We start from the raw sequence: 20,737 nt of genomic DNA on the forward strand, positions 1-20,737 counted from the left end.
TGACTTTTTAGCAAAAGTAGCTACCATGAAAAGCTTGGCGCACGCTGCTATTGAAAGATGAGCTGGCAGCGCTTGGCAGGTAAGCGCCAGAGCCCAATTTTTCTCAGAGTTCTCTCCCATGGACAAGCTCAAGGCCTTTGAATCCTTTGTGTCGGTGGCCACCCGCGGCAGCCTCACGGCGGCGGCCAAGGCCGAGGGCGTGGCGCCCGCCATCATGGGGCGCCGCTTGGATGCGCTGGAAGAACACCTGGGCGTGAAACTGCTGGTGCGCACCACCCGGCGCATATCGCTCACGCACGAAGGCGCCGCCTTCCTGGAAGACTGCCAGCGCCTGCTGTCCGACGTGGCCAATGCCGAGGCCAGCGTATCGGCTGGCGGCGTGAAAGCCACCGGGCATCTGCGCATCACCGCCCCGGCCGGCTTTGGCCGCCGCCACGTGGCGCCGCTGGTGCCGCGTTTTCGCAGCGCCCACCCGGACGTGACGATCTCGCTGAACCTCAGCGACCGCGTGGTGGACCTGGCGGGCGAAGGCTACGACTGCGCGGTGCGCGTGGGCGACCTGCCCGACTCGTCGCTGGTCAGCGTGCGCTTGGCCGACAACCGCCGCCTGTGCGTGGCCACGCCCGCCTACCTGCAGCGGCGCGGCACGCCCCAGCATCCGTCTGATTTGCTGCACCACGACTGCCTCACGCTGTCCAGCGAAGCCTCGCAAACGCGGGGCTGGGCTTTTCGCATGCCGGCCGACGGCGGTGGCACCGAGGTGGTGTTCCTCAAGCCCGGCGGGCCGCTGGACTGCTCGGACGGGCAGGTGCTGCATGACTGGTGCCTGGCTGGCTACGGCATCGCCTGGCGCAGCACCTGGGAGGTGGAGGCCGAAATCGCCGCCCAGCGGCTGGTGCCGGTGCTGGAGGACTTTGCCGCGCCGCCCAACGGCATCTTCGTGGTGTTTCCCCAGCGCAAGCACATGCCGCTGCGCGTGCGGCTGTGGATCGAGTTCCTCAAGCACCACTATGCCCAGCCCGCGTTCTGGAAGGGGACGTGACTTCCGCCAAGCCGCGTCGCGCCCTTCCCCTGGGAGCGCTTTCGAGGGCTCGCCGCCACGTGCATGACTGCACCGTGGCAGACTGCGCACTCCATGTCCGAGCCCACGCTCCTGGTCGCTGACGACCACCCGCTGTTCCGCGCCGCCGTGCTGCACGTGCTGCACGGGCGCCTGCCACAGTTCCGCACGCTGGAGGCCGCCAGCGCTGCCACCCTGGGCCAGATGCTGGCCGAGCACCCAGAGATCGAACTGGTCTTGCTGGACCTGAGCATGCCCGGCACGCGCGGCTTTTCGGCCCTGCTGCACGTGCGCGGCGAATATCCTGAGCTGCCCGTGGTCATCATCTCGTCCAACGACCACCCGCGCGTCATCCGCCGCGCGCAGCAGTTTGGCGCGGCGGGCTTCATCCCCAAGTCCGCCCCGGCCGACGCCATGGGCGAGGCGATCGAGGCGGTGCTCGAAGGCGGCAGCTGGTTCCCGCCCATGGCGGCCGAGCGGTCCGAGGCCGACGCCGAACTCGCCGCGAAGCTGGCGCAGCTCACGCCCCAGCAGTTCCGCGTGCTGCTGTGCCTGGCCGACGGGTTGCTCAACAAGCAGATCGCGGCGACGCTGGGGCTGGCGGAAAACACCGTCAAGGTGCATGTCACGGCCATTCTCAAAAAGCTCGGGTGCTACAGCCGCACGCAGGCGGCGGTGCTGGTGAAGGGCCTGGAGACGGAGGACGGCGTGCCTTCTTGAGGCGGACTCTGGCTGACTCTGGCTGTTTGCCAGCAACGGAAGGCGAGGGCGGGGCGACGTCCTGGCTTCGACAGGCTCAGCGTGAACGGCCAGGGGCACGTCGGCTCCACAAGGCCCATGCCGCTGCACTGGGCCCGCGTTACTTCTCCTGCAGCCGCAGCAAGGTCTGGCTCACCAGCGCCCGCAGGGCTGGCGGACGGACGGGCTTGGCCAGAAAGCCCCAGCCGCGTTCGGCGGCCTGGCGGCGCAGGGTAGCGTCGCGCTCGGCGGTGACCAGGATCACGGCGGGCGTCTGCCCCCAACGCTGGCACAACTGCGCGAACACGTCCGGGCCGTGGTGGCCCGCGCCCAGGTGCACGTCCAGCAGCACCAGCTTCGGGGCCTGGCCCGGTGCGGCCTGGGCCAGCGCCGCGGGCGCGCCTGCGGCCAGCGGCACCTGGCAGCCCCAGCGTTCCAGCAATGCCTGGGTGGCGGCGCAGGTGGGGCCGTCGTCGTCGATCACCCAGGCGCTGCTGCCGTGCAGCGGCGCGTCGCCGGCGGGGGCCAGCGGGGTATCGGGCAGCCTGGGCGGCTGCACGGCGGCCGGGTCGCCCAGCGGCACGCGCACCGAAAAAACGCTGCCCCGTCCCAGCTGCGAGCGCAGGCCAATCGGGTGGCCCAGCAATCGCCCCAACCGGTCCACGATGGCCAGGCCCAGCCCCGCGCCGCGGTCGCCGTCCTGGCCTTCGTCCAGCCGGCGGAATTCTTCAAAAATCTCGCGCTGCAGCGCCTCGGGAATGCCCGGTCCCTGGTCGTGCACCTCAATGCGCACATGGCCATCGCCGTCCCGGCGGCAGCCCACCACGATTCGCCCGTGCCGGCTGTAGCGGATGGCGTTGGAGACAAAGTTCTGCAGGATGCGGCGCAGCAGGTTCTCGTCGGTGCGCACCACGGCGGTGGTGGGCACGCAGCGCAGCGCCAGGCCGCGGCTCTCGGCCAGCACACCGAAGTTGTGCGCCAGCACCTGCAGAAGCGGGCCCAGGGCCACGTCGCGCACGCGCACTTCCAGCTGGCCCGATTCCATGCGCGCAATGTCCAGCAGGCTGCTCAGGATCGCGTCCTGCGACGCCAGGGCGCCGTCGATGCTGTCCACCGCGTGCCGCTCCGCGTCGCCCTGCAAATGGCTGCGCAGCAGCGAGGTGAACATGCGTGCGGCGTTCAGCGGCTGCAGCAGGTCGTGCACGGCGGCGGCCACGAAGCGCGTCTTGTAGCGGTTGGCGCGCTCGGCCTCCTGCCGGGCGGCGTCCAGGTCGCGGGTGCGGTCGGCCACACGCTGCTCCAGCGCATCGGCGAGGGACCGCAGTTCGCGCGCCGCATTCTTGTAGCTGGTGATGTCGGCGTAGCTCGTCACAAAGCCGCCTTCGGGCAGCGGGTTGCCCCGGATCTCCAGCACCGTGCCGTCGTCCTTGGCGCTTTCGTGCAGGTGCGGCGTGCCGCTGCGCAGGTGGGCCAGGCGGCGTGCAATGGCCTCGTCCACCGGGCCCGGGCCCAGCAGGCCCCGCCGCGCGTTGTGGCGCAGCAGGTCGGCAATCGGCTGGCCCACGCGCATCAGGTCGCTCGGAAAGCGGAACAGCTGCACGTAGCGCGAGTTCCAGGCCACCAGGTTCAGGTCGGCATCGATGATAACCACGCCCTGCGGCAGGTGCTCCAGGCTGCGGGAGAGGCCTTTGTCGGTCTGCCCTGCGGCCTGCTGCGCCGCCTGCACGATGCCATCCTGCGCGGTGCGCAGCTCCTGGGCATGCTGCTGCAGCACGGTCTCCAGCTCCTGGCGGCTGCGCTGGCGCAGTCGGGCCAGGCGCTGGCGCTGGCGCACGAACATCACGAGCAATGCCAGCGCCAGCCACCCGCCGCCTCCCGCCGCGGCGGCCCAGCGGCTGTCGGCCACGCTGCTCTGCGTTTCGTGCACCAGATGCAGCTGCCAGGGCGTGCCGGGCAGCGGCTGGGTTTGCCACAGCATGCGGCCGGGCAGGGGCGGCAGGTCGGGCGACAAGAGGCGCACCAGGCGGCCGCCGTTGTCCATGCGGTCGTCCACGCGGATTTCCAGCGGGCGCAGCGGCTGGTCCGAATACTGGCGCGTGGCGTTGAGCTCGCGGCGCTCATTATCGCCCAGCGGCTCCAGCAAGCGGTAGCGCCACGCGTCCTGGCTGGCCAGGAACACCACGCCATGCGCGTCCGACGCCAGCACGATGTCGGGCGTCTGCAGCCATTCGCGCTCCAGCTCCTGCAGCGCGATCTTGATCGCCACCAGGCCCAGCACCTGGCCGCTGGCGCCGCGGATGGCCTGCGACAGGAAGTACCCCGGCTCCCCCGTGGTCACCCCGATGCCGTAGAAGCTGCCGCGTCCTTGCGCCAGCGCCTGCTGCACATACGGGCGGAAGCTGTAGTCCACCCCCACGTTGCTGGTGGCGGTGCGCCAGTTGCTGGCGGCCACAGCCAGGCCGTCGCGGTTGAGCAGGGTGAGCGTGGACGACTGGCTCGCGCCGTTGGCCTGCTCGAGCTTGCGGTTGAGCTGCTCCACCTCGCTGGCGGCCAGCGGGCGGGCCAGCGCATCCTGCAGCTGCGCGTCCAGCGCCAGCACTTCGGGCAGCGTGCGGTAGCGGTCGATGCGCTGGGCGAGCGTCTGCCCGTAGAGGGCCAGCTGGCGCTGCACGCTGTCGCTTTCCTCGTGCAGCGAATGCTGCCAGGCCCACTGCCCGGCCAGGAACATGCTGGCGGCCATGCCGCCCAGCAAGATCAGCAGGGTCCGGAGCTGGCGAAGGCGCTGCGTTGTCATGGCCCAAAAAATGGTGGTCCGGGAGTGTGCCGCACCCGGTGAAAGATCAGGGTTTTCCCTATATTGGGGCAACGGGCGCCCTCTGGTGGTGCTGCCGACTAATACCAATAGGTTATCGGCCGAAACGAAGGGCGGCGGTACAAACGGCACCCTCAACGCACCCCGCTGGTGCAAAGCCAGGAGACCTTTCCATGCATCCGCTGCCCGCCCCCACCGCAGAATCCCTGCGACTGCCCTTTTACCGACAACTGTACTTCCAGGTGGTGCTCGCCATCGTCCTGGGCGTGTTGCTGGGCCATTTCGAGCCCGCCTATGGCGAGGCGCTCAAGCCCCTGGGCGATGCCTTCATCAAGCTGGTGAAGATGATCATCGCGCCGGTGATTTTCCTGACCATCGTGACCGGCATCGCCGGCATGTCGCAGCTCTCCACCGTGGGCCGCGTGTTCGGCAAGGCCATGGCGTACTTCCTGTTCTTCTCCACGCTGGCGCTGGTCGTGGGGCTGGTGGTGGCCAACGTGGTACAGCCCGGCGCGGGCATGAACATCAATGTGGCCGACCTGGACCAGACGGCCGTGAAAGGCTACGTGGCCAAGTCGCACGAGATGACGCTCACGGGCTTTGCGCTGGACATCATCCCCAAGACGCTGGTGAGCCCCTTCGTGGGCGACAACATCCTGCAGGTGCTGCTGGTGGCCGTGCTGTTCGGCATCGGCCTGGCCATGGTGGGTGAGGCGGGCCGGCCCGTGCTGAATTTCCTGGAAGCGCTGACGACGCCCGTGTTCAAGGTGGTGGGCATCGTGATGAAGGCGGCGCCCATCGGTGCGTTTGGCGCCATGGCGTTCACCATCGGCAAGTTCGGGCTGGGCTCGCTGGTCAATCTGGCCTGGCTGGTGGGGTCGTTCTACATCACCTCGCTCCTGTTCGTCGTGGTGATCCTCGGGTTCGTTTCGCGCCTGTGCGGCTTCTCGGTGCTCAAGCTGTGCCGCTACCTCAAGGCCGAGCTGATGCTGGTGCTGGGCACCTCGTCGTCGGAGTCCGCCCTGCCGTCGCTGATGGAAAAGATGGAAAAGGCCGGCTGCAGCAAATCGGTGGTGGGCCTGGTGGTGCCCACGGGCTACTCGTTCAACCTGGACGGCACCAACATCTACATGACCCTGGCCGCGCTGTTCATCGCCCAGGCCACGAACACCGAACTGACGCTGGGCCACCAGGTGGCCCTGCTGCTGGTCGCCATGCTCTCGTCCAAGGGCGCCGCGGGCGTGACGGGGGCGGGCTTCATCACCCTGGCCGCCACGCTGGCGGTGGTGCCCGAAGTGCCGGTGGCCGGCATGGCGCTAATCCTCGGCGTGGACCGCTTCATGAGCGAATGCCGCTCGCTCACCAACTTCATCGGCAACGCCGTGGCCACAGTCGTCGTGTCGCGCTGGGAAAACGCGCTGGACCTCGAGCGCCTGAATGCCGCGTTGAACGGCCATGCCCTGCCAGCGCCAGCCGTGGTGGCCGAGCCCGCCGTGGCGCCCGAGGTGCCTGCAGGAGCCATGGCGCGATCGGCAGCCTGATTTCGGGCTCTGTCATTCTGGCGGCGCAGGTGTTCGGCCTGCGCCGCCTTTGTTGCATTTCCTCCCGCAAAATGGCGGCTGGGCCCGAGCGCCGGTTTGCACCCAGGCGCGCGGGAATTGCACTCTCGCCAAGGAAACCTGATGACCCTCGAAGCCGTTCTTGCCGCCCTGCACCTGGTCGCCATCCTGACCTTCGTGGTCTTTCTGTCGAGCCAGGCGGCGCTGTGCCGCACAGAGTGGATGAACGCCGCCGTGGTCGAGCGCCTGGCCCGGCTGGACGTGATCTATGGCGTAGCTGCCGTGCTGATGATTGCCAGCGGCCTGGCGCGCCTGTTCTGGGGCATCAAGGGCCTGTCCTGGTACGTGTCGCAGCCCTTGTTCCACATCAAGATCACCATCGTGGTGGCCATGGCTGTCCTGTCGATCTGGCCTTCCATCATGTTCCGGCGCTGGCTTCGCCATCTGCGGGAAACGGGCGCCATGCCCGATGCGCTGGAGGTCAAGAAGGTCCGCCGCCTGGTGATGATCCAGTCGCATGTGCTGCCGGTGGTGGCGGTGATCGCAGTGTTCTGGGCGCGGGGCTGGTAGGCCCGTTCCCTCCACCACCCATACTTCGCGAGCGCACAAAAAAAGCCGCTGGCCCGGATCGGGTCAGCGGCTTTGTTTTTTGGGGGGAGATGGCAGGCTTACTTCTTCTTCAGGCACTCGCTCATGAAGGCCTTGCGCTCATCGCCCTTCTTGTCACCGGCTTCGGCATTGCAGGTTTTCATCTTGCTTTGCTGCGTGGGCTTGTTGCTCAGGCAGGTCTTCATGAAAGCCTTGCGCTCGTCACCTTTCTTGTCGCCCGCCTCGGCGTTGCAGGTCGCCATGCGGGTTTGCTGCTTGGTGGGGGCGGCTGCGTCGGATGCCGCGGGCGTGGCTGGGGTGGCTGGCGTGGCCGGGGTTGCAGCCGCAGCGGGTGTTGCCGCCTTGGCGGGTGCGTCGGCAGCGTGGGCTGCGCCGAACGAAAGAACCAGGCTCAGGGCAGTCAGCGAGAGAAGCTTGTTCATAAAGGCTCCAGTGGGTTGGCATCCAGACGCAACCTGCGTTGGATTGCCCGATTACAACGCAAGCCCGAGGGGCCGGGCTGACATGCCGCAAGCTGCGGTGGCTCCCCATTACGTTGTGTTGCAAGCCCACCGGCAAGCCAGGCCGCCAGGGGAAGGGCTGGCGCGGAGGTGCTGCCCCGTAAAATCCACCGATGCTCTCTGTCAAAAATGAATTGCTCGCCGCGCTCGCGGGCGAGCTGGAAACCCTGTCCCCTGGCGCGGGTGCCAAGGCGGCATTTGAATCCCCCAAGGTGGCGGCCCATGGCGATTTCGCTTGCACGGCGGCCATGCAGCTGGCCAAGCCGCTCAAGCTCAATCCCCGTGCCTTGGGCGAGCAGCTCAAGGCCGCGCTGGAGGCCACGCCCGCCTTCACCCGCTGGGTGGATGCCATCGAGATCGCTGGGCCGGGCTTTCTGAACATCCGGGTCAAGCCCGCTGCCAAGCAGGAAATCGTGCGCGAGGTGCTGGGCGCAGGCGAGCGCTTCGGTTATCGGCCCGCGCACGGCCGGCAGGTGCTGGTCGAATTCGTTTCCGCCAATCCCACCGGCCCCTTGCACGTGGGCCACGGGCGCCAGGCGGCTTTGGGCGATGCTATCTGCAACCTGTTTGCCACCCAGGGCTGGAAGGTGCACCGCGAGTTCTATTACAACGACGCGGGCGTGCAGATTGACACCCTGACCAAGAGCACGCAGCTGCGCGCAAAGGGCTTCAAGCCCGGCGACGACTGCTGGCCCACCGACAGCGACAACCCGCTGGCTAAGAACTTCTACAACGGCGACTACATCGCCGACATTGCCGAGGCCTTCAAGGCCAAGGCCACCGTGAAGGCCGACGACCGCGAGTTCACGGCCAATGGCGATGTGGAGGATTACGACAACATCCGCCAGTTCGCTGTGGCCTACCTGCGCAACGAGCAGGACAAGGACCTGCAGGCGTTCAACCTCCAGTTCGACGAGTACTATCTCGAATCCAGCCTGTACACCAGCGGCCGCGTCGAGGCCACGGTGAACAAGCTGGTCGCCAACGGCAAGACCTACGAGCAGGACGGCGCGCTGTGGCTCAAGTCCACCGACTACGGCGACGACAAGGACCGTGTCATGCGCAAGCAGGACGGCACATACACCTACTTCGTGCCTGACGTGGCCTACCACATCGCCAAATGGGAGCGCGGCTTTACCAAAGTTGTCAACATCCAGGGCACGGACCACCACGGCACCATCGCCCGCGTGCGCGCCGGCCTGCAGGCGGCCGATGTGGGCATCCCCAAGGGCTACCCCGACTACGTGCTGCACACGATGGTGCGCGTGGTCAAGGGCGGCGAAGAGGTCAAGATCAGCAAACGCGCGGGCAGCTACGTCACGCTGCGCGACCTGATCGAGTGGACCAGCAAGGACGCCGTGCGCTTCTTCCTCCTGAGCCGCAAGCCCGACACCGAGTACACCTTCGACGTGGACCTGGCCGTGGCTCAGAACAACGACAACCCGGTGTACTACGTGCAGTACGCGCATGCGCGCATTTGCTCGGTGCTGCGGGCGTGGCAGGAGGCCGGCGGCGGTGACGTGACTTCGCTCAAGGACGTTCAACTATCGGCGCTGGAAGGCCCGCAGGCCCAGGCGCTGATGCTGCAGCTGGCCAAGTACCCCGAGATGCTCACAGCCGCCGCCGAGGGCGAGGCGCCCCACGACGTGACGTTCTACCTGCGCGACCTGGCCGCCAGCTACCACAGCTACTACGACGCCGAGCGCATCCTGGTGGATGACGAGGCTGTGAAAAAGGCGCGCCTCGCGCTCGTCGCTGCCACCGCCCAGGTATTGCACAATGGCCTCGCCGTGCTGGGCGTGTCGGCCCCAGCCAGAATGTAAGCAGTGACTTTCACCATGAAGAAACAACAAGCGGGCGGGACCATCATCGGCTTCATCGTCGGGGTCATCGTGGGGCTGGGTGCCGCGTTGGCAGTGGCCGTGTATGTGACCAAGGTGCCCGTGCCCTTCCTGAACAAGGGCAACGGCCGCGGCGCCGATATGGACGCCGCCGAATCCCAGAAGAACAAGAACTGGGACCCGAATTCGCCCCTGTACGGCAAGAACCCGGCCCGTCCTCCGGCACCGGCCGCGTCCCCTGCGGTGGCTGCGTCAGCGCCCACCCCCGCCGCGCCGGATGCCCGGGCGGTGGCATCCGCGCCCGCACCCAAGCCAGCCGCCAGCAAGCCCGAAGCCGCCAAGGCCGAGACCAAGCCGGGCGCCGATCCACTGGGCGATCTGGCCGTGGCCAAGGCAGCCGCCAAGGGCAATGTGGACCCGTTTGACTACTTCGTGCAGGCGGGCGCCTTCCGTACCCAGGCCGATGCGGACGCCCAGCGCGCCAAGCTGGCCATGCTGGGCTGGGAGGCCCGCGTGAGCGAGCGCGAGCAAAACGGCCGCCCCGTGTTCCGGGTGCGCGTAGGCCCGTTCACCAAGCGCGACGATGCCGAGCAGCTTAAGGAAAAGCTCGATGGCGCCGGCGTGGAGTCGGCCCTGGTGCGCGTGCAGCGCTGACCACGGCATGGGCTCCGTGGTGGGCTGCACGGCAGCTCGCTGAACTTTTTGTGGGGGCATGGCTCACATTCCCCAGCCTTGTAACAGGAGAGTCTTTGTGATGAAACGCCGTGAGTTTTCTTTGAGCACCGCTTCGGCGGTGGCTGCTTCCGCCCTGGCGCTGCCCGTGGCCACCCCCGCACTGGCCCAGGTCCGCCAGTTCAAGGAGGGCAAGGACTTCAAGCGGCTCGACAAGCCCGTGCCGCCGGATGCGCCGGCTGGCAAGGTCGATGTGATCGAATTCTTCTGGTACAGCTGCCCCCACTGCAACGCGTTTGAATCCACGTTTGACGCCTGGTCGAAGGCCGCATCCAAGGACCTCAGCATCCGCCGCGTGCCCGTGGCTTTCAACGCGAGCTTCGTGCCCCAGCAAAAGCTGTACTACGCACTCGAAGGCATGGGCAAGCTCGACGCCCTGCATGCCAAGGTGTTCCGCGCCATCCACGTTGAAAAGCAGAAGCTGGCCAAGGACGACGAGATTTTTGCGTGGATCGCCCAACAGGGCGTGGACGCCGCCAAGTTCAAGGAAATCTACACCTCGTTCACCGTGTCCAACCAGGTCCGCCGCGCCTCGCAGCTGCAGGACGCCTACGGTGTGGAAGGCGTTCCCTCGATGGGCGTCGCCGGCAAGTACTACACGGATGGCACCATGGCCGGCAGCATGACCAACGTGCTGCAAGTGGTGGAGTACCTGGCGGCAGCGGCCCGCAAAGGCTGACGGTTTCCTGCCAACCGCGCAACCCTCACGCCAAAAGCCCGCATGCGCGGGCTTTTTTCATGGGGAATTGGGAAGGGATGGCTACAATGAATTGCAAGATTCGTGCCCTATGAACCATCGACTCCTTCCGATCCTCCTCCTGACGGCCCTGGCCAGCCTCACCGTGGGTGTGGCCCATGCTGAAAAGGCCGACCGCGCCAAGCCCATGAACATCGAGGCCGATGCGCTGCGCCACGATGAGCTCAAGCAGACCAGCGTGTTCTCCGGCCGCGTGGTCATGACCAAGGGAAGCATCGTGCTGCGGGGAGCCCGTCTGGATGTGCGCCAGGACGCCGATGGCTACCAGTACGGCGTGGTAACGGCCGAGCCCGGCAAGCGCGCCTTCTTCCGCCAGAAACGGGACACCCTGCCGGGCGCGCCCGAAGAGTTCATCGAGGGCGAAGGCGAAGTCATCGAATACGACGGCAAGGCCGACAACGTCAAGTTCATCACCCGGGCGGAACTGCGCCGCTACCGGGGCGCGGTGCTCAGCGACGAGATCACGGGCGCCGTGATCGTCTACAACAACCTGACCGATGTGTTCACCGTGGACGGCAAGCGTGCCGCCCCCAATGCAGCGGGCGACGCCCCGGCACCCGGCAGTCGCGTGCGTGCGGTGCTGGCGCCCAAGGAGCCGCCACCCGGCACGGTGGCTCCGGAAGCGGCTCCTCCTGCATCGGCACCGGTGCTTCGCCCCAGCAACAGCCTCGGCGGCGGCACGAAGTGAGCGGGGTGGCCATGGATACGGGTGCCCCTGTGCACGCGGGTGATCGGCTGGGGCCGGATTCGCAGGCGGGCAGCCGCCTGGAAGTGCAGCACCTGGCCAAGTCGTACGGCAGCCGCAAGGTCGTCAAGGACGTGTCGCTGGTGGTGCAAAAAGGCGAGGTCGTCGGGCTGCTTGGACCCAACGGCGCCGGCAAGACCACCTCGTTCTACATGATCGTGGGCCTGGTGCGCAGCGATGCGGGCGACATCCGCATCGACGGCCAGTCGGTGGCGCACATGCCCATCCACCGCCGCTCGCGCCTGGGACTGTCCTACCTGCCGCAGGAGGCGTCCATCTTCCGCAAGCTGTCCGTCGAAGAGAACGTGCGCGCCGTGCTGGAACTGCAGCGGGGCGACGATGGCCAGCCGCTCGCCCGCGCCGTCATCGAAGAGCGCCTTACGGCCCTGCTGCAGGAGCTGCGGGTGGACCACCTGCGTGAATCACCCGCCATGGCCCTGTCGGGTGGCGAGCGCCGCCGGGTCGAGATCGCGCGCGCCCTGGCCACGCAGCCGCGCTTCATCCTGCTGGACGAGCCCTTCGCCGGCATCGACCCCATCGCCGTGATCGAGATCCAGCGCATCATTGGTTTCCTCAAGGCGCGCGGCATCGGCGTGCTCATCACCGACCACAACGTGCGCGAAACCTTGGGCATCTGCGATCACGCCTTCATCATCAGTGATGGCCGCGTGCTGGCGCAGGGCACGCCCTCCGAGATCGTGGACAACGCCGAGGTGCGCCGCGTGTACCTGGGCGAGCACTTCAGGATGTGATGAAGCCAGGACTGTCGCTGCGCGTCTCGCAGCATCTTGCCCTCACGCCCCAGCTGCAGCAGTCGATCCGGCTGTTGCAGCTGTCCACACTCGAACTCTCGCAGGAAGTCGAGCAGATGCTCGACGAGAACCCGTTCCTCGAGCGCACCGCAGACGAGGCACCGCGCGAGGAGTTCGGGCTGGAAGCAGAGAACACGCCCGCGCAGGCCGACGACTACAGTGCGGACGATGCTATTTTTTCAGGAGCTGCCAGCGCAAGTACCACCAGCGCTGAGGGCCCCAGCGATGTGGACTCTCCTTCCGGTGGCGCCGACGAGCCCGACTGGAGCGGCGATGGCACCGTGGAGATGGCGCCCAATGACGCCGAGTGGGGCGGTGACGCCCCCGCCCGCAACCGCAACGACTCCGATGGCGAGGAAGCCGATGCCACCGAGCTGGCGCGCACGCACGAGTCGCTCACGGCTTTCTTGCATCGGCAGGCGCTGGCGCTGCGCCTGTCCGAGGTGGATACGGCCGCCCTGCGTTTTCTGATCGAATCGCTCAACGACGACGGCTACCTCGAAGAATCCCTGCAAGATCTGGCCATCAGCCTGGCCGGACCCGAGGATGTGGAGCAGGTCGAGGAGCTAGTGCACCGTTTCACGGTGGCGCAGCGTTTGCTGCAGACCCTGGAGCCCGTGGGTGTGGGCGCGCGCAACCTGGCCGAATGCCTGACCTTGCAGCTCAAGGCGATGGACGCCGATGAAGAGGGCGACCCCGACACGGTGCAGACCGCGCTGCGCATCTGTCAGCAGCCTCTGGAGATGCTGGCGCGCCGCGACATCCGCCGCCTGACCCAGCTGTGCGGCGCCAGCGAGGAGCGCACGCGCGCCGCCATGGCCTTGATTGCACGCCTGGAGCCCCGGCCGGGCCGCCGCTTCGCCAATGTGGAGCGCAACATCATCGTTCCCGACGTGATCGTGCGCAAAGCCGGGCGTGCCAATGGACGCGATGGCCAGCACCAGTTCATCGTCAGCCTCAACCCCGATGTGATGCCGCGCCTGCGCGTGCACGACATCTACGCCGGTGCGCTGCGCGGCCACAAGGGCGGCGAAGGCCACCAGGGCATGCAGCAGCGCCTGCAGGAGGCGCGCTGGTTCATCAAGAACATCCAGCAGCGCTTCGACACCATCCTGCGCGTCTCGCGCGCCATCGTGGAGCGGCAGAAGAATTTCTTCACCCACGGCGAGCTGGCCATGCGCCCGCTGGTGCTGCGCGATATCGCCGACGAACTGGGCTTGCACGAGTCCACCATCAGCCGCGTGACCACGGCCAAGTACATGGCCACGCCGATTGGCACTTACGAGCTCAAGTACTTTTTTGGATCGGGCCTGGGCACCGAAACGGGCGGCAATGCGTCCAGCACCGCCGTGCGCGCACTCATCAAGCAGTTCGTCGCAGCCGAGAACGCGGCCAAGCCGCTCTCGGACAGCCAGATCGCCGAGATGCTCAAGGAGCAGGGGATCGAATGCGCGCGCCGCACCGTGGCCAAGTACCGCGAGGCGCTCAAGATCGCACCGGCCAACTTGCGCAAGACGCTGTAGCGCAGCGCGTTGGGCGCTGTCCCGCGGCCTTGCGCAGGGCTGCGCGGCACCGCACCCCGGCCGCCTTCATGGGGGGGATCTGAACACGGGGCGTGGATGGTTGGCGAGGTGCGCACTGCACGCCCGCAGCCCCACGGCTCCTTCTCCTACAGAGCCCCCCGGGCGCCCTTTGCACCATGGACCACCTTGAAAGGAACGCCCATGCTTGCAATGAACTACCGCGGCCCCTACCGCGTGCGCGCCGCCCACAAGCAGGAACCCGAGATCGAGCACCCCAACGACGCCATCGTGCGCGTGACGCGCTCGTGCATCTGCGGCTCGGACCTGCATCTCTACCACGGCCTGGTGCCCGACACGCGTGTGGGCACCACGTTTGGTCACGAGTTCACGGGCGTGGTCGAGGCGGTGGGCTCGTCAGTGCAGAACCTCCAGCCGGGCGACCATGTGCTGGTTCCCTTCAATATCTTTTGCGGCAGCTGCTACTTCTGCCAGAAAGAGCTCTACAGCAACTGCCACAACACCAACCCCGAGGCCACGGCGGTGGGAGGCATCTATGGTTACTCGCACACCACGGGGGGCTACGACGGCGGCCAGGCCGAGTACGTGCGTGTGCCCATGGCCGACCTCGGGCCCACGGTGATCCCGAAGGACATGGACCTGGACGACGCCGTGCTGCTGACGGACGCCCTGCCTACCGGCTACCAGGCCGCAGAGATGGGCGATATCGAAGAGGGTGACACCGTGGTCGTGTTTGGCGCCGGTCCGGTGGGCATCTTCGCTGCCAAGTCCGCCTGGCTGCTGGGGGCCGGGCGCGTCATCGTGGTCGACCATGTGGAATACCGGCTGGACTTTGTGCGGCAATACGCGCAATGCGAAACGGTGGATTTCAAGGGTGTGCGCGACATGGCGGTGCACCTCAAGAAAATGACCGATGGCTTGGGACCCGACGTCTGCATTGACGCCGTGGGCTGCGAGGCTGCAGGTTCGGCCCTGCAGACGCTCACAGGCGTGCGCATGAAGCTGCAGGGCGGCGCTGCCACGGTGCTGCACTGGTGCATCAATTCCGTGCGCAAGGGCGGCAGGGTGTCGATCGTGGGCGTGTACGGTCCCACGTTCAACGCCGTTCCCATCGGCAACGCGGTGAACAAGGGCCTCACACTGCGCATGAACCAGGCCAGCGTCAAACGCCACCTGCCGCGGCTCATCGAGCACGTCCAGGCCGGCCGCATCCGCCCGCGCGACATCATCACCCACCGCTTTGCGCTGGAAGACATTGCCGACGCGTACCACATCTTCTCCAGCAAGCTCGACCAGTGCATCAAGCCCGTCATCGTGCCGCGCTCGGCTGCACAGCGATCGACCGATCCCAAGGAGCCCATTCATGCACACGCACATTGAAAACACGCCTCCGGGCCCTCGCGCGCAGGCGGACCGTTCGGCCATCACCGGTTGGGGCGCTGACCTGGACCATGCCAACCGGCCGGCGTACCCGATGGAGCGCACGCCCCCGCGCCTGCACAACCTGCACTGGGACCAGCCCTCGCCCCAAGCCGCGAACGTGGAGGTGCTCGTTTCCACCGAGCGCCCGGGCATCACGCCCGTTTTCGGCACCACACTGCCACCCCGCGGCCTGAGCGGTTCGCTGCGCAGGCTGGCCTTCAAGGCCAGCGAGAACGACCTGCGGCGCTGGATGCTCCTGCTGCTGGCCGACCGTATCGACGTGGTCGAGGGCCTGCTGCAAGACCTGGCCCGGGGCCATGTGCCCAACGTGCTGGGCGAGATGGGCATCGCTGCCGAGTGGCGCCACAACCGTCGCGCCCTCGTGGGCAAGCTGCTGCTGCTCGCGGCGCTGGCCACGGCAGCGGCCCTCATTGCCAAGACTTTCCGCGACGATGCGCCGGCGCGCCGCCTGCCCCATCGCAACGCCCAGTTGCGTTGAAGCGGAGAGCCTTGGAAAGCATCTGCCTGTGACGCTTGCCCAGTAAGCGGTAAATGCTACATAAAAGATAGCAAACCGGTGCGACTTCGGAGGGAGTGGTTCTTCGATTCGCCTCGCAACGTCCGCCCGCCCGCTGCGCCCTGCCAGGGCCTGTACATGGTTCACTTCCTCCCGGGCTCTTCCCACGGCAGGGTTGGCGGCGCTGCAGGGGGAACGCTGCAGGGCTTATCCTTGCCCTGTTATGAACCAACTTCAACTATTTCTCCCCTGCGCCGCGGGCGTGGAGGGCTTCCTGGCCGACGAGGTGCATGCGATCACGGGCCTCACGGGCCAGGACCTGCTGATGGGCCGGGGTGGGGTGCTGCTGCGCGCCTCGTGGCGCCAGGCGCTGCTGCTCAATCTGCACAGCCGCCTCGCCCAGCGCGTGCTGGTGCAGCTGGCACACCGCCCCTACCGCTCGGAAAACGACCTCTACGCCATGGCCAGCGATGTGGCCTGGGAGATCTGGTTCACCACGCGCCAGACCTTCAAGGTCGAGGTGACCGCCCAGCACAGCCCGCTGCAAAGCCTGAACTTCGCGGGCCTCAAGGTGAAGGATGCCGTGGCCGACAGATTCCGCCACAAGAGCGGCGTGCGCCCCGACGTGAACACCCAGTGGCCCGATGTGCGCATCCATCTGCACCTGACCACCGACGAAGCCACCCTCTACATCGACACCAGCGGCGAACCCCTGTTCAAGCGCGGCTGGCGCGAGGACAAGGGCGATGCCCCGCTCAAGGAAACCCTGGCCGCCGCCATGATCGCCGCCAGTGGCTGGGACCCCCACGGCGACAACCCCCAGCCCCTGTACGACCCCTGCTGCGGCAGCGGCACCATCGTGGTCGAGGCCGCGCAGATCGCGTGCCGCATCCCCGCAGGCATGTTGCGGCGCTTTGCGTTCGAGAAACTGCTGCCGTTCCAGGCCCATGTCTGGACTGCTATCAAAAGCGAAGCTGAAAGCGCAATACAGACCAGCGCAGTGCCCATTTTTGGCAGTGATGTGGCCTTCCGCATGGTCGATTTTGCGCAGCGCAACGCCGAGCGCGCAGGCGTGGCCCAGGCCGTGCAGCTGCGCGGCGGCGACGCCCTGCAGCGCATGCCACCCTGCGAGCAACCCGGTGTGATGCTGCTGAACCCGCCCTATGGCGAGCGCATTGCCGCCGCCGGAGCCGCAGGTCGCAACGCCAGCGAGCGTGCCGCCGACCGCGCCCAGGGCCGCGCCGTGGGCCGCGAAGAAGCGCAGGCCGAGGATGGCGGCGAGTTCTTCAGCCAGCTGGCCGCCCACTGGAAGAAGAACTACAGCGGCTGGACCGCCTGGATGCTCACGCCCGACCTGAAACTGCCCGGCAAGATGCGCCTGAAGGAATCGCGCCGCGTGCCCATGTGGAACGGCCCCATCGAATGCCGCATGTTCCGCTTCGACATGATCAAGGGTGCTGTGCGCGACCGGGCTGCCAAGCCTGCCCCCGATGGCGGTCCACGCCATGAAGGTTGAACTGCGCCTACCCGCCGAGGCGCTGGCGGGCGAGCCCGCCCGTCCTGTGGTGGTGGACACCAACGTCGCGCTCGACCTGCTGATCTTCAGCGACCCGCGCACAGCCCCGCTGCGCACCTTGCTTGCGCAGGGGCGCCTGGCCTGGCTTGCCACGCAAGTCATGCGCGACGAGCTGGAGCGGGTGCTGGCCTATCCGCACATCGTGGAGCGCATGGACTACTACCGCGTGGATGCCGTGCAAGTGCTGGCCGCGTTTGATGCGCAGGTGCAGCGGGTGGAGATTGCGCCCAAGGTGGCCTATGTGTGCAAGGACGCGGATGATCAGAAATTCATCGACCTGGCGGCGGCGCACGCGGCGATCTTGCTCAGCAAGGACAAAGCGGTGCTTTGCATGCGCAAGCGCTTGATGAACCTGGGGGCGGATGTGGCAACGGAGCTGGTACTGAAAGACGCGGACATCGCTGTGGCAGTGATTGGATGATGGCCCCGCTTTGAGGGGAGCGCCACAGAAAAGTCGCCCCTGTCGCCAGCGGGGTAGGTCGGGTTAGCGCAGCGCAATCCGACGCTGCCTCGCTTCGGCGCCGGATGTTGGGCACCCCTGCGGCCAACCCGACCTTGACGCTATGCGCCCTTGGCCATCAACCGCGCTCAGGGCCGCGCCGCCAGCGGTCATGGCTGTTCAAAACGGAACGCCTCGGCGGCATGCAGCTGCCACGCTCCCTCGCCCTTCAACTCCAGTACCTGCGTGTGGTGCTGCAACACGGCAGGCCGGTGGGCAATGCTCACCAGTGTCGCGCCGGTGGCGCGCAGGCGCTGGTACAGCGCGGCCTCGTTGGCGCTGTCCAGCGCGCTGGTGGCTTCGTCCAGGATGACGACGCGGGGCGTGCGGGCCAGCACGCGCGCAAAGGCCAGGCGCTGCTGCTCGCCGGTGGACAGCAGCTTTTCCCAGTCGTGCGAGGCGTCCAGTCCGCCAACGCGCTCGGCCAGCGCACCCAGCTGCACGTCATCCAGCAGGGCCAGCAGTGCGTCGTCGGCCAGTTCGGTGCATTGGCTCGGGTAGATGATCTGGCTGCGCAGCGTGGCGGGCTGCAGGTACGGGCGCTGCGGCAGGAAGAACATGTCCTCCACCGGCGGGTGCTGCACGGTGCCATGGCCAGTGCGCCACAGCCCCGCCATCGCGCGCAGCAGCGAGCTCTTGCCGCAGCCGCTCGGGCCGGTGATCAGCAGCGCGTCACCCGTGGCGAGCGTAAGCGACAGGTCCTGCACCAGCAGGCGGCCGAACTGCGGGGTGTGCAGCGTGAGGCTTTCGATGGCCAGCGTGTCGCCTTCGCGCGTGGCGATCAGCGGCGTCGGTGCAGCGACCTCAGCTGCAGCCAGGGGCACGGCGCGGCCCGTGGGCGGGATGGAAGACGGCTTGGGCGGCCCCATCTGCTCGGCCCACGGGGTCGGTGCGGCGGGGGTTTTCAGGGCAGCCTGCGCCAGGGCGTGCAGCCGGTCGATGCCGGCCACGAACCGGCTCAGGCTTTCAAAGTTGTCGACGATCAGCGAGACCGCGGTGAGCACGGCAGCAAACGCGCCGGCCGCCTGGATGGCGCGGCCGACTTCCAGATCGCCGTTCAGTACATCGTTGGCGAGGATGATGGCCGGCAGCACCAGCGTCAGCTGGCTGAACGCGCGCTGGTACAGGTTGAGCGAGCGTTGCTGGCGGATGAGCCGCGCGTAGTTGGTGAAGACCGCGTCAAACCGCTGGTCGAGCTGGGCGCGCTCTTGCGCTTCACCGCGGTAGAAGGCGATGGACTCGGCGTTCTCGCGCAGCCGCATCAGCCCGAAGCGGAAGTCCGCCTCGCGGCGGATCTGCCAGAAATTCAGGCGGATCAGCGGCGCGCCAAACAGGTACAACGCGCCAAAGGTGCCCAGCAGCGCATACACCGCCAGAAAACCCACCAGCGTGCGCGAGATGGACCACAGCACGGCGCTGAAGGCCACGAGCTGCATGACCGAGCCAAGGAAGATCAGCAAGAAATGCGTAGAGCGCCCGGTGAAGGTGTTGATGTCCTCGCTGATGCGCTGGTCGGGGTTGTCGATCTCGCTGGCCGTACCGATCTCATAGTACTTGCGCTCATCCAGGTAGCCGTCCAGAAATCGGTGCGTGAGCCAGCGGCGCCAGTGGTTGGAGAACGCGTCGCGCATGTAGTAGTAGAAGGCGTACACCGGCACGGCAAACGCCACCACCAGCAGGCTGGCACGCACGGCGCCCCAGAAGCGGTCCACCTGCTTGGCGGCCAAGGCCGATGTGAGCTCGCCGGTCTTGTCGATGAGCATTACGGCCAACTGCGTTTCCAGCACCATGAGCCCGATCAGCAGCGCGAGCAGACCCCAGGCGGCGCGCTTCTTGTCGCCCAGCCAGTAGGGACGTGCGACGTCCATGAACTGCTTCCACGCAGACCATGACAACGTGGGGGGGCGACGGCGGCGGGGCTTGGGAATGGGGGGCGCCGCGTCGGGGGCGGGAGTGGCGCCAGCGCCGGAAACAGGAGATGTGAGGGTGGTGGCGCGGGGCGAAGCGGTAGCGGAATGTGGCATGAAAAAAGGAGAAGGCAGGCGAGGCGGTCGCCCTGGCGGCACGATAGCGCCGCACCAGCGTGCGGCCTGTCAGCCGACGCCGACCCATCCCCTCGGCGGGTTGCGCCAGGTGGGGCGCTGGAGCGCGTTGCGCCAGGGCGCTGCAGCCCAAGGCGCGAGGCCCAGCCCACCCTCGATCAGCCGTGCACCAGGTCGTAAGCCGCCCGCACCCGCTGCAAGTCCCGCCCCAGTTTGCGGTCCGCAGGCAAGCGCCGCATCCACCCCATGCGGCGAACACTGGTCGCCAGTACCACCCGCATCTCCGGGCTGCCCTGGGCTACCCACGCCGCCCAGCGCTCGCGCCCTTCGGCCAACGTGCCGCTGGTGTGCAAATAGATCGCGGTGGAGTGCGCGTAGCACAGCGCGTCGCGCACATGGCACACCGCCAGCGGGTGCACAGCAGCGGGGTCGTCCTCGAAGTCGATGCAGGCCACCTCGCCATCGGGGCAGCGCACCAGGTTGCGCGCGAACGCCTGGCTCAGGCAGGTGCCCTGGCGGTGCACGTGGGTGAGCGTGTCCAGTCCCTGTTGCCACAGCGCCAGCACGGCGGCTGTGTCGCCCGCTTGCACGGCATGGTCGATCTCGTTGCCAAGGGAGTGGATCTCTTCGCCCGTGTGGCCCAGGTGGCGCATGGCAAAACCCTGGGGCAACGCGGCCAGCACCACGGGCACGCGGATGCCGCGGGCGGCCAGGTCTCGCAGGCGCTGCACTTCGGTGGCAATCGCCGTGGGACCGCCGGGGTTGGGCACAGGGCGTAGCACGGGGAGGCGCAGCACCGCCGCCAGCACGGCCATGGCGCGGTAGCGGCCCATGCCATGGGGGGCGCCTGCGCGCTTGATCCAGATCTGTTCGTCGCCCAGCACATGGGCCATCACGTTGTGGGGCTGGGTGGCAAGCTGCTGCTGCAAAAAGGCGGCGTAGTCGGGGGCGGCGGAGGTAGAGGCGTCCATCTTC

General features: G+C 67.4%; 18 protein-coding genes. 14 read left to right on the forward strand and 4 right to left on the reverse strand.

The features are described from left to right. Positions 1-118: 118 nt before the first annotated feature. Positions 119-1,042: a LysR family transcriptional regulator gene (locus MRY84_RS18855; RefSeq protein ID WP_291507231.1), complete on the forward strand. Its 924-nt coding sequence runs from the start codon at positions 119-121 to the stop codon at positions 1,040-1,042. Between the two features lie 93 nt (positions 1,043-1,135). Further along, complete coding sequence (locus MRY84_RS18860) at positions 1,136-1,780, forward strand: response regulator transcription factor (RefSeq protein ID WP_291507232.1); 645 nt, start codon at positions 1,136-1,138, stop codon at positions 1,778-1,780. A 139-nt stretch (positions 1,781-1,919) separates the two neighbouring features. Here the strand turns inward: MRY84_RS18860 and MRY84_RS18865 are convergent, their stop codons facing one another. After that, entirely contained in the window at positions 1,920-4,592 is a 2,673-nt protein-coding gene (locus MRY84_RS18865; protein ID WP_291507233.1) for a PAS-domain containing protein, read from the reverse strand. Between the two features lie 191 nt (positions 4,593-4,783). Between MRY84_RS18865 and MRY84_RS18870 the strand changes: the two genes are divergently transcribed. Together MRY84_RS18870 and MRY84_RS18875 are read left to right on the forward strand one after the other, a co-directional pair. Continuing rightward, complete coding sequence (locus tag MRY84_RS18870) at positions 4,784-6,151, forward strand: dicarboxylate/amino acid:cation symporter (RefSeq protein ID WP_291507234.1); 1,368 nt, start codon at positions 4,784-4,786, stop codon at positions 6,149-6,151. A 141-nt stretch (positions 6,152-6,292) separates the two neighbouring features. Then, positions 6,293-6,739, forward strand: coding sequence for a DUF2214 family protein (locus MRY84_RS18875; protein WP_291507235.1), 447 nt, complete (start codon positions 6,293-6,295; stop codon positions 6,737-6,739). Positions 6,740-6,837: 98 nt separating this feature from the next. On the opposite strand, the gene MRY84_RS18880 is transcribed toward MRY84_RS18875, so the two are convergent. Beyond that, positions 6,838-7,200: a PsiF family protein gene (locus MRY84_RS18880; RefSeq protein ID WP_291507236.1), complete on the reverse strand. Its 363-nt coding sequence runs from the start codon at positions 7,198-7,200 to the stop codon at positions 6,838-6,840. A gap of 191 nt (positions 7,201-7,391) precedes the next feature. Here MRY84_RS18880 and argS point away from each other — a divergent pair, with 191 nt between their 5' ends. From argS to MRY84_RS18930, 10 genes are all read left to right on the forward strand, one after another. Next, the gene (argS, locus tag MRY84_RS18885; protein WP_291507237.1) at positions 7,392-9,101 is read left to right on the forward strand and encodes an arginine--tRNA ligase; all 1,710 of its coding nucleotides are present in this window, start codon (positions 7,392-7,394) and stop codon (positions 9,099-9,101) included. A 15-nt stretch (positions 9,102-9,116) separates the two neighbouring features. Then, on the forward strand, positions 9,117-9,773 hold the full coding sequence (locus tag MRY84_RS18890) for an SPOR domain-containing protein (protein WP_291507238.1): 657 nt from the start codon (positions 9,117-9,119) through the stop codon (positions 9,771-9,773). Positions 9,774-9,873: 100 nt separating this feature from the next. Then, positions 9,874-10,530 (forward strand): thiol:disulfide interchange protein DsbA/DsbL, encoded by a 657-nt coding sequence (locus MRY84_RS18895; protein WP_291507255.1) that lies wholly within the window; start codon positions 9,874-9,876, stop codon positions 10,528-10,530. A gap of 109 nt (positions 10,531-10,639) precedes the next feature. Continuing rightward, entirely contained in the window at positions 10,640-11,296 is a 657-nt protein-coding gene (gene lptA, locus MRY84_RS18900) for a lipopolysaccharide transport periplasmic protein LptA (RefSeq protein WP_291507239.1), read from the forward strand. Between the two features lie 11 nt (positions 11,297-11,307). Next, the gene (gene lptB, locus MRY84_RS18905) at positions 11,308-12,105 is read left to right on the forward strand and encodes an LPS export ABC transporter ATP-binding protein (RefSeq protein WP_291507240.1); all 798 of its coding nucleotides are present in this window, start codon (positions 11,308-11,310) and stop codon (positions 12,103-12,105) included. Further along, positions 12,105-13,688 (forward strand): RNA polymerase factor sigma-54, encoded by a 1,584-nt coding sequence (locus MRY84_RS18910; protein WP_291507241.1) that lies wholly within the window; start codon positions 12,105-12,107, stop codon positions 13,686-13,688. Before lptB ends, MRY84_RS18910 begins: the two co-directional genes overlap by 1 nt. 201 nt (positions 13,689-13,889) lie before the next feature. Next, on the forward strand, positions 13,890-15,086 hold the full coding sequence (locus MRY84_RS18915) for a zinc-dependent alcohol dehydrogenase (protein ID WP_291507242.1): 1,197 nt from the start codon (positions 13,890-13,892) through the stop codon (positions 15,084-15,086). Then, entirely contained in the window at positions 15,070-15,627 is a 558-nt protein-coding gene (locus MRY84_RS18920; protein WP_291507243.1) for a hypothetical protein, read from the forward strand. Before MRY84_RS18915 ends, MRY84_RS18920 begins: the two co-directional genes overlap by 17 nt. A gap of 241 nt (positions 15,628-15,868) precedes the next feature. Further along, positions 15,869-17,161, forward strand: a complete 1,293-nt coding sequence (locus MRY84_RS18925; RefSeq protein ID WP_291507244.1) for a THUMP domain-containing protein — start codon at positions 15,869-15,871, stop codon at positions 17,159-17,161. Then, a complete protein-coding gene (locus MRY84_RS18930) occupies positions 17,151-17,642 on the forward strand; it encodes a putative toxin-antitoxin system toxin component, PIN family (protein WP_291507245.1) in 492 nt (163 codons plus the stop codon). Before MRY84_RS18925 ends, MRY84_RS18930 begins: the two co-directional genes overlap by 11 nt. Before the next feature lie 188 nt (positions 17,643-17,830). On the opposite strand, the gene MRY84_RS18935 is transcribed toward MRY84_RS18930, so the two are convergent. Both MRY84_RS18935 and MRY84_RS18940 read right to left on the reverse strand, forming a co-directional pair. Further along, positions 17,831-19,588 carry an ABC transporter ATP-binding protein/permease gene (locus MRY84_RS18935; protein ID WP_291507246.1) on the reverse strand — a complete coding sequence of 586 codons (1,758 nt, stop codon included), beginning with the start codon at positions 19,586-19,588 and terminating at the stop codon, positions 17,831-17,833. 332 nt (positions 19,589-19,920) lie between these two features. Next, positions 19,921-20,733, reverse strand: coding sequence for a hypothetical protein (locus MRY84_RS18940; RefSeq protein ID WP_291507247.1), 813 nt, complete (start codon positions 20,731-20,733; stop codon positions 19,921-19,923). Between the last annotated feature and the right edge of the window lie 4 nt (positions 20,734-20,737).

The organism is Acidovorax sp., assembly GCF_022763525.1.
Classification (GTDB): Bacteria; Pseudomonadota; Gammaproteobacteria; order Burkholderiales; family Burkholderiaceae_C; genus Acidovorax.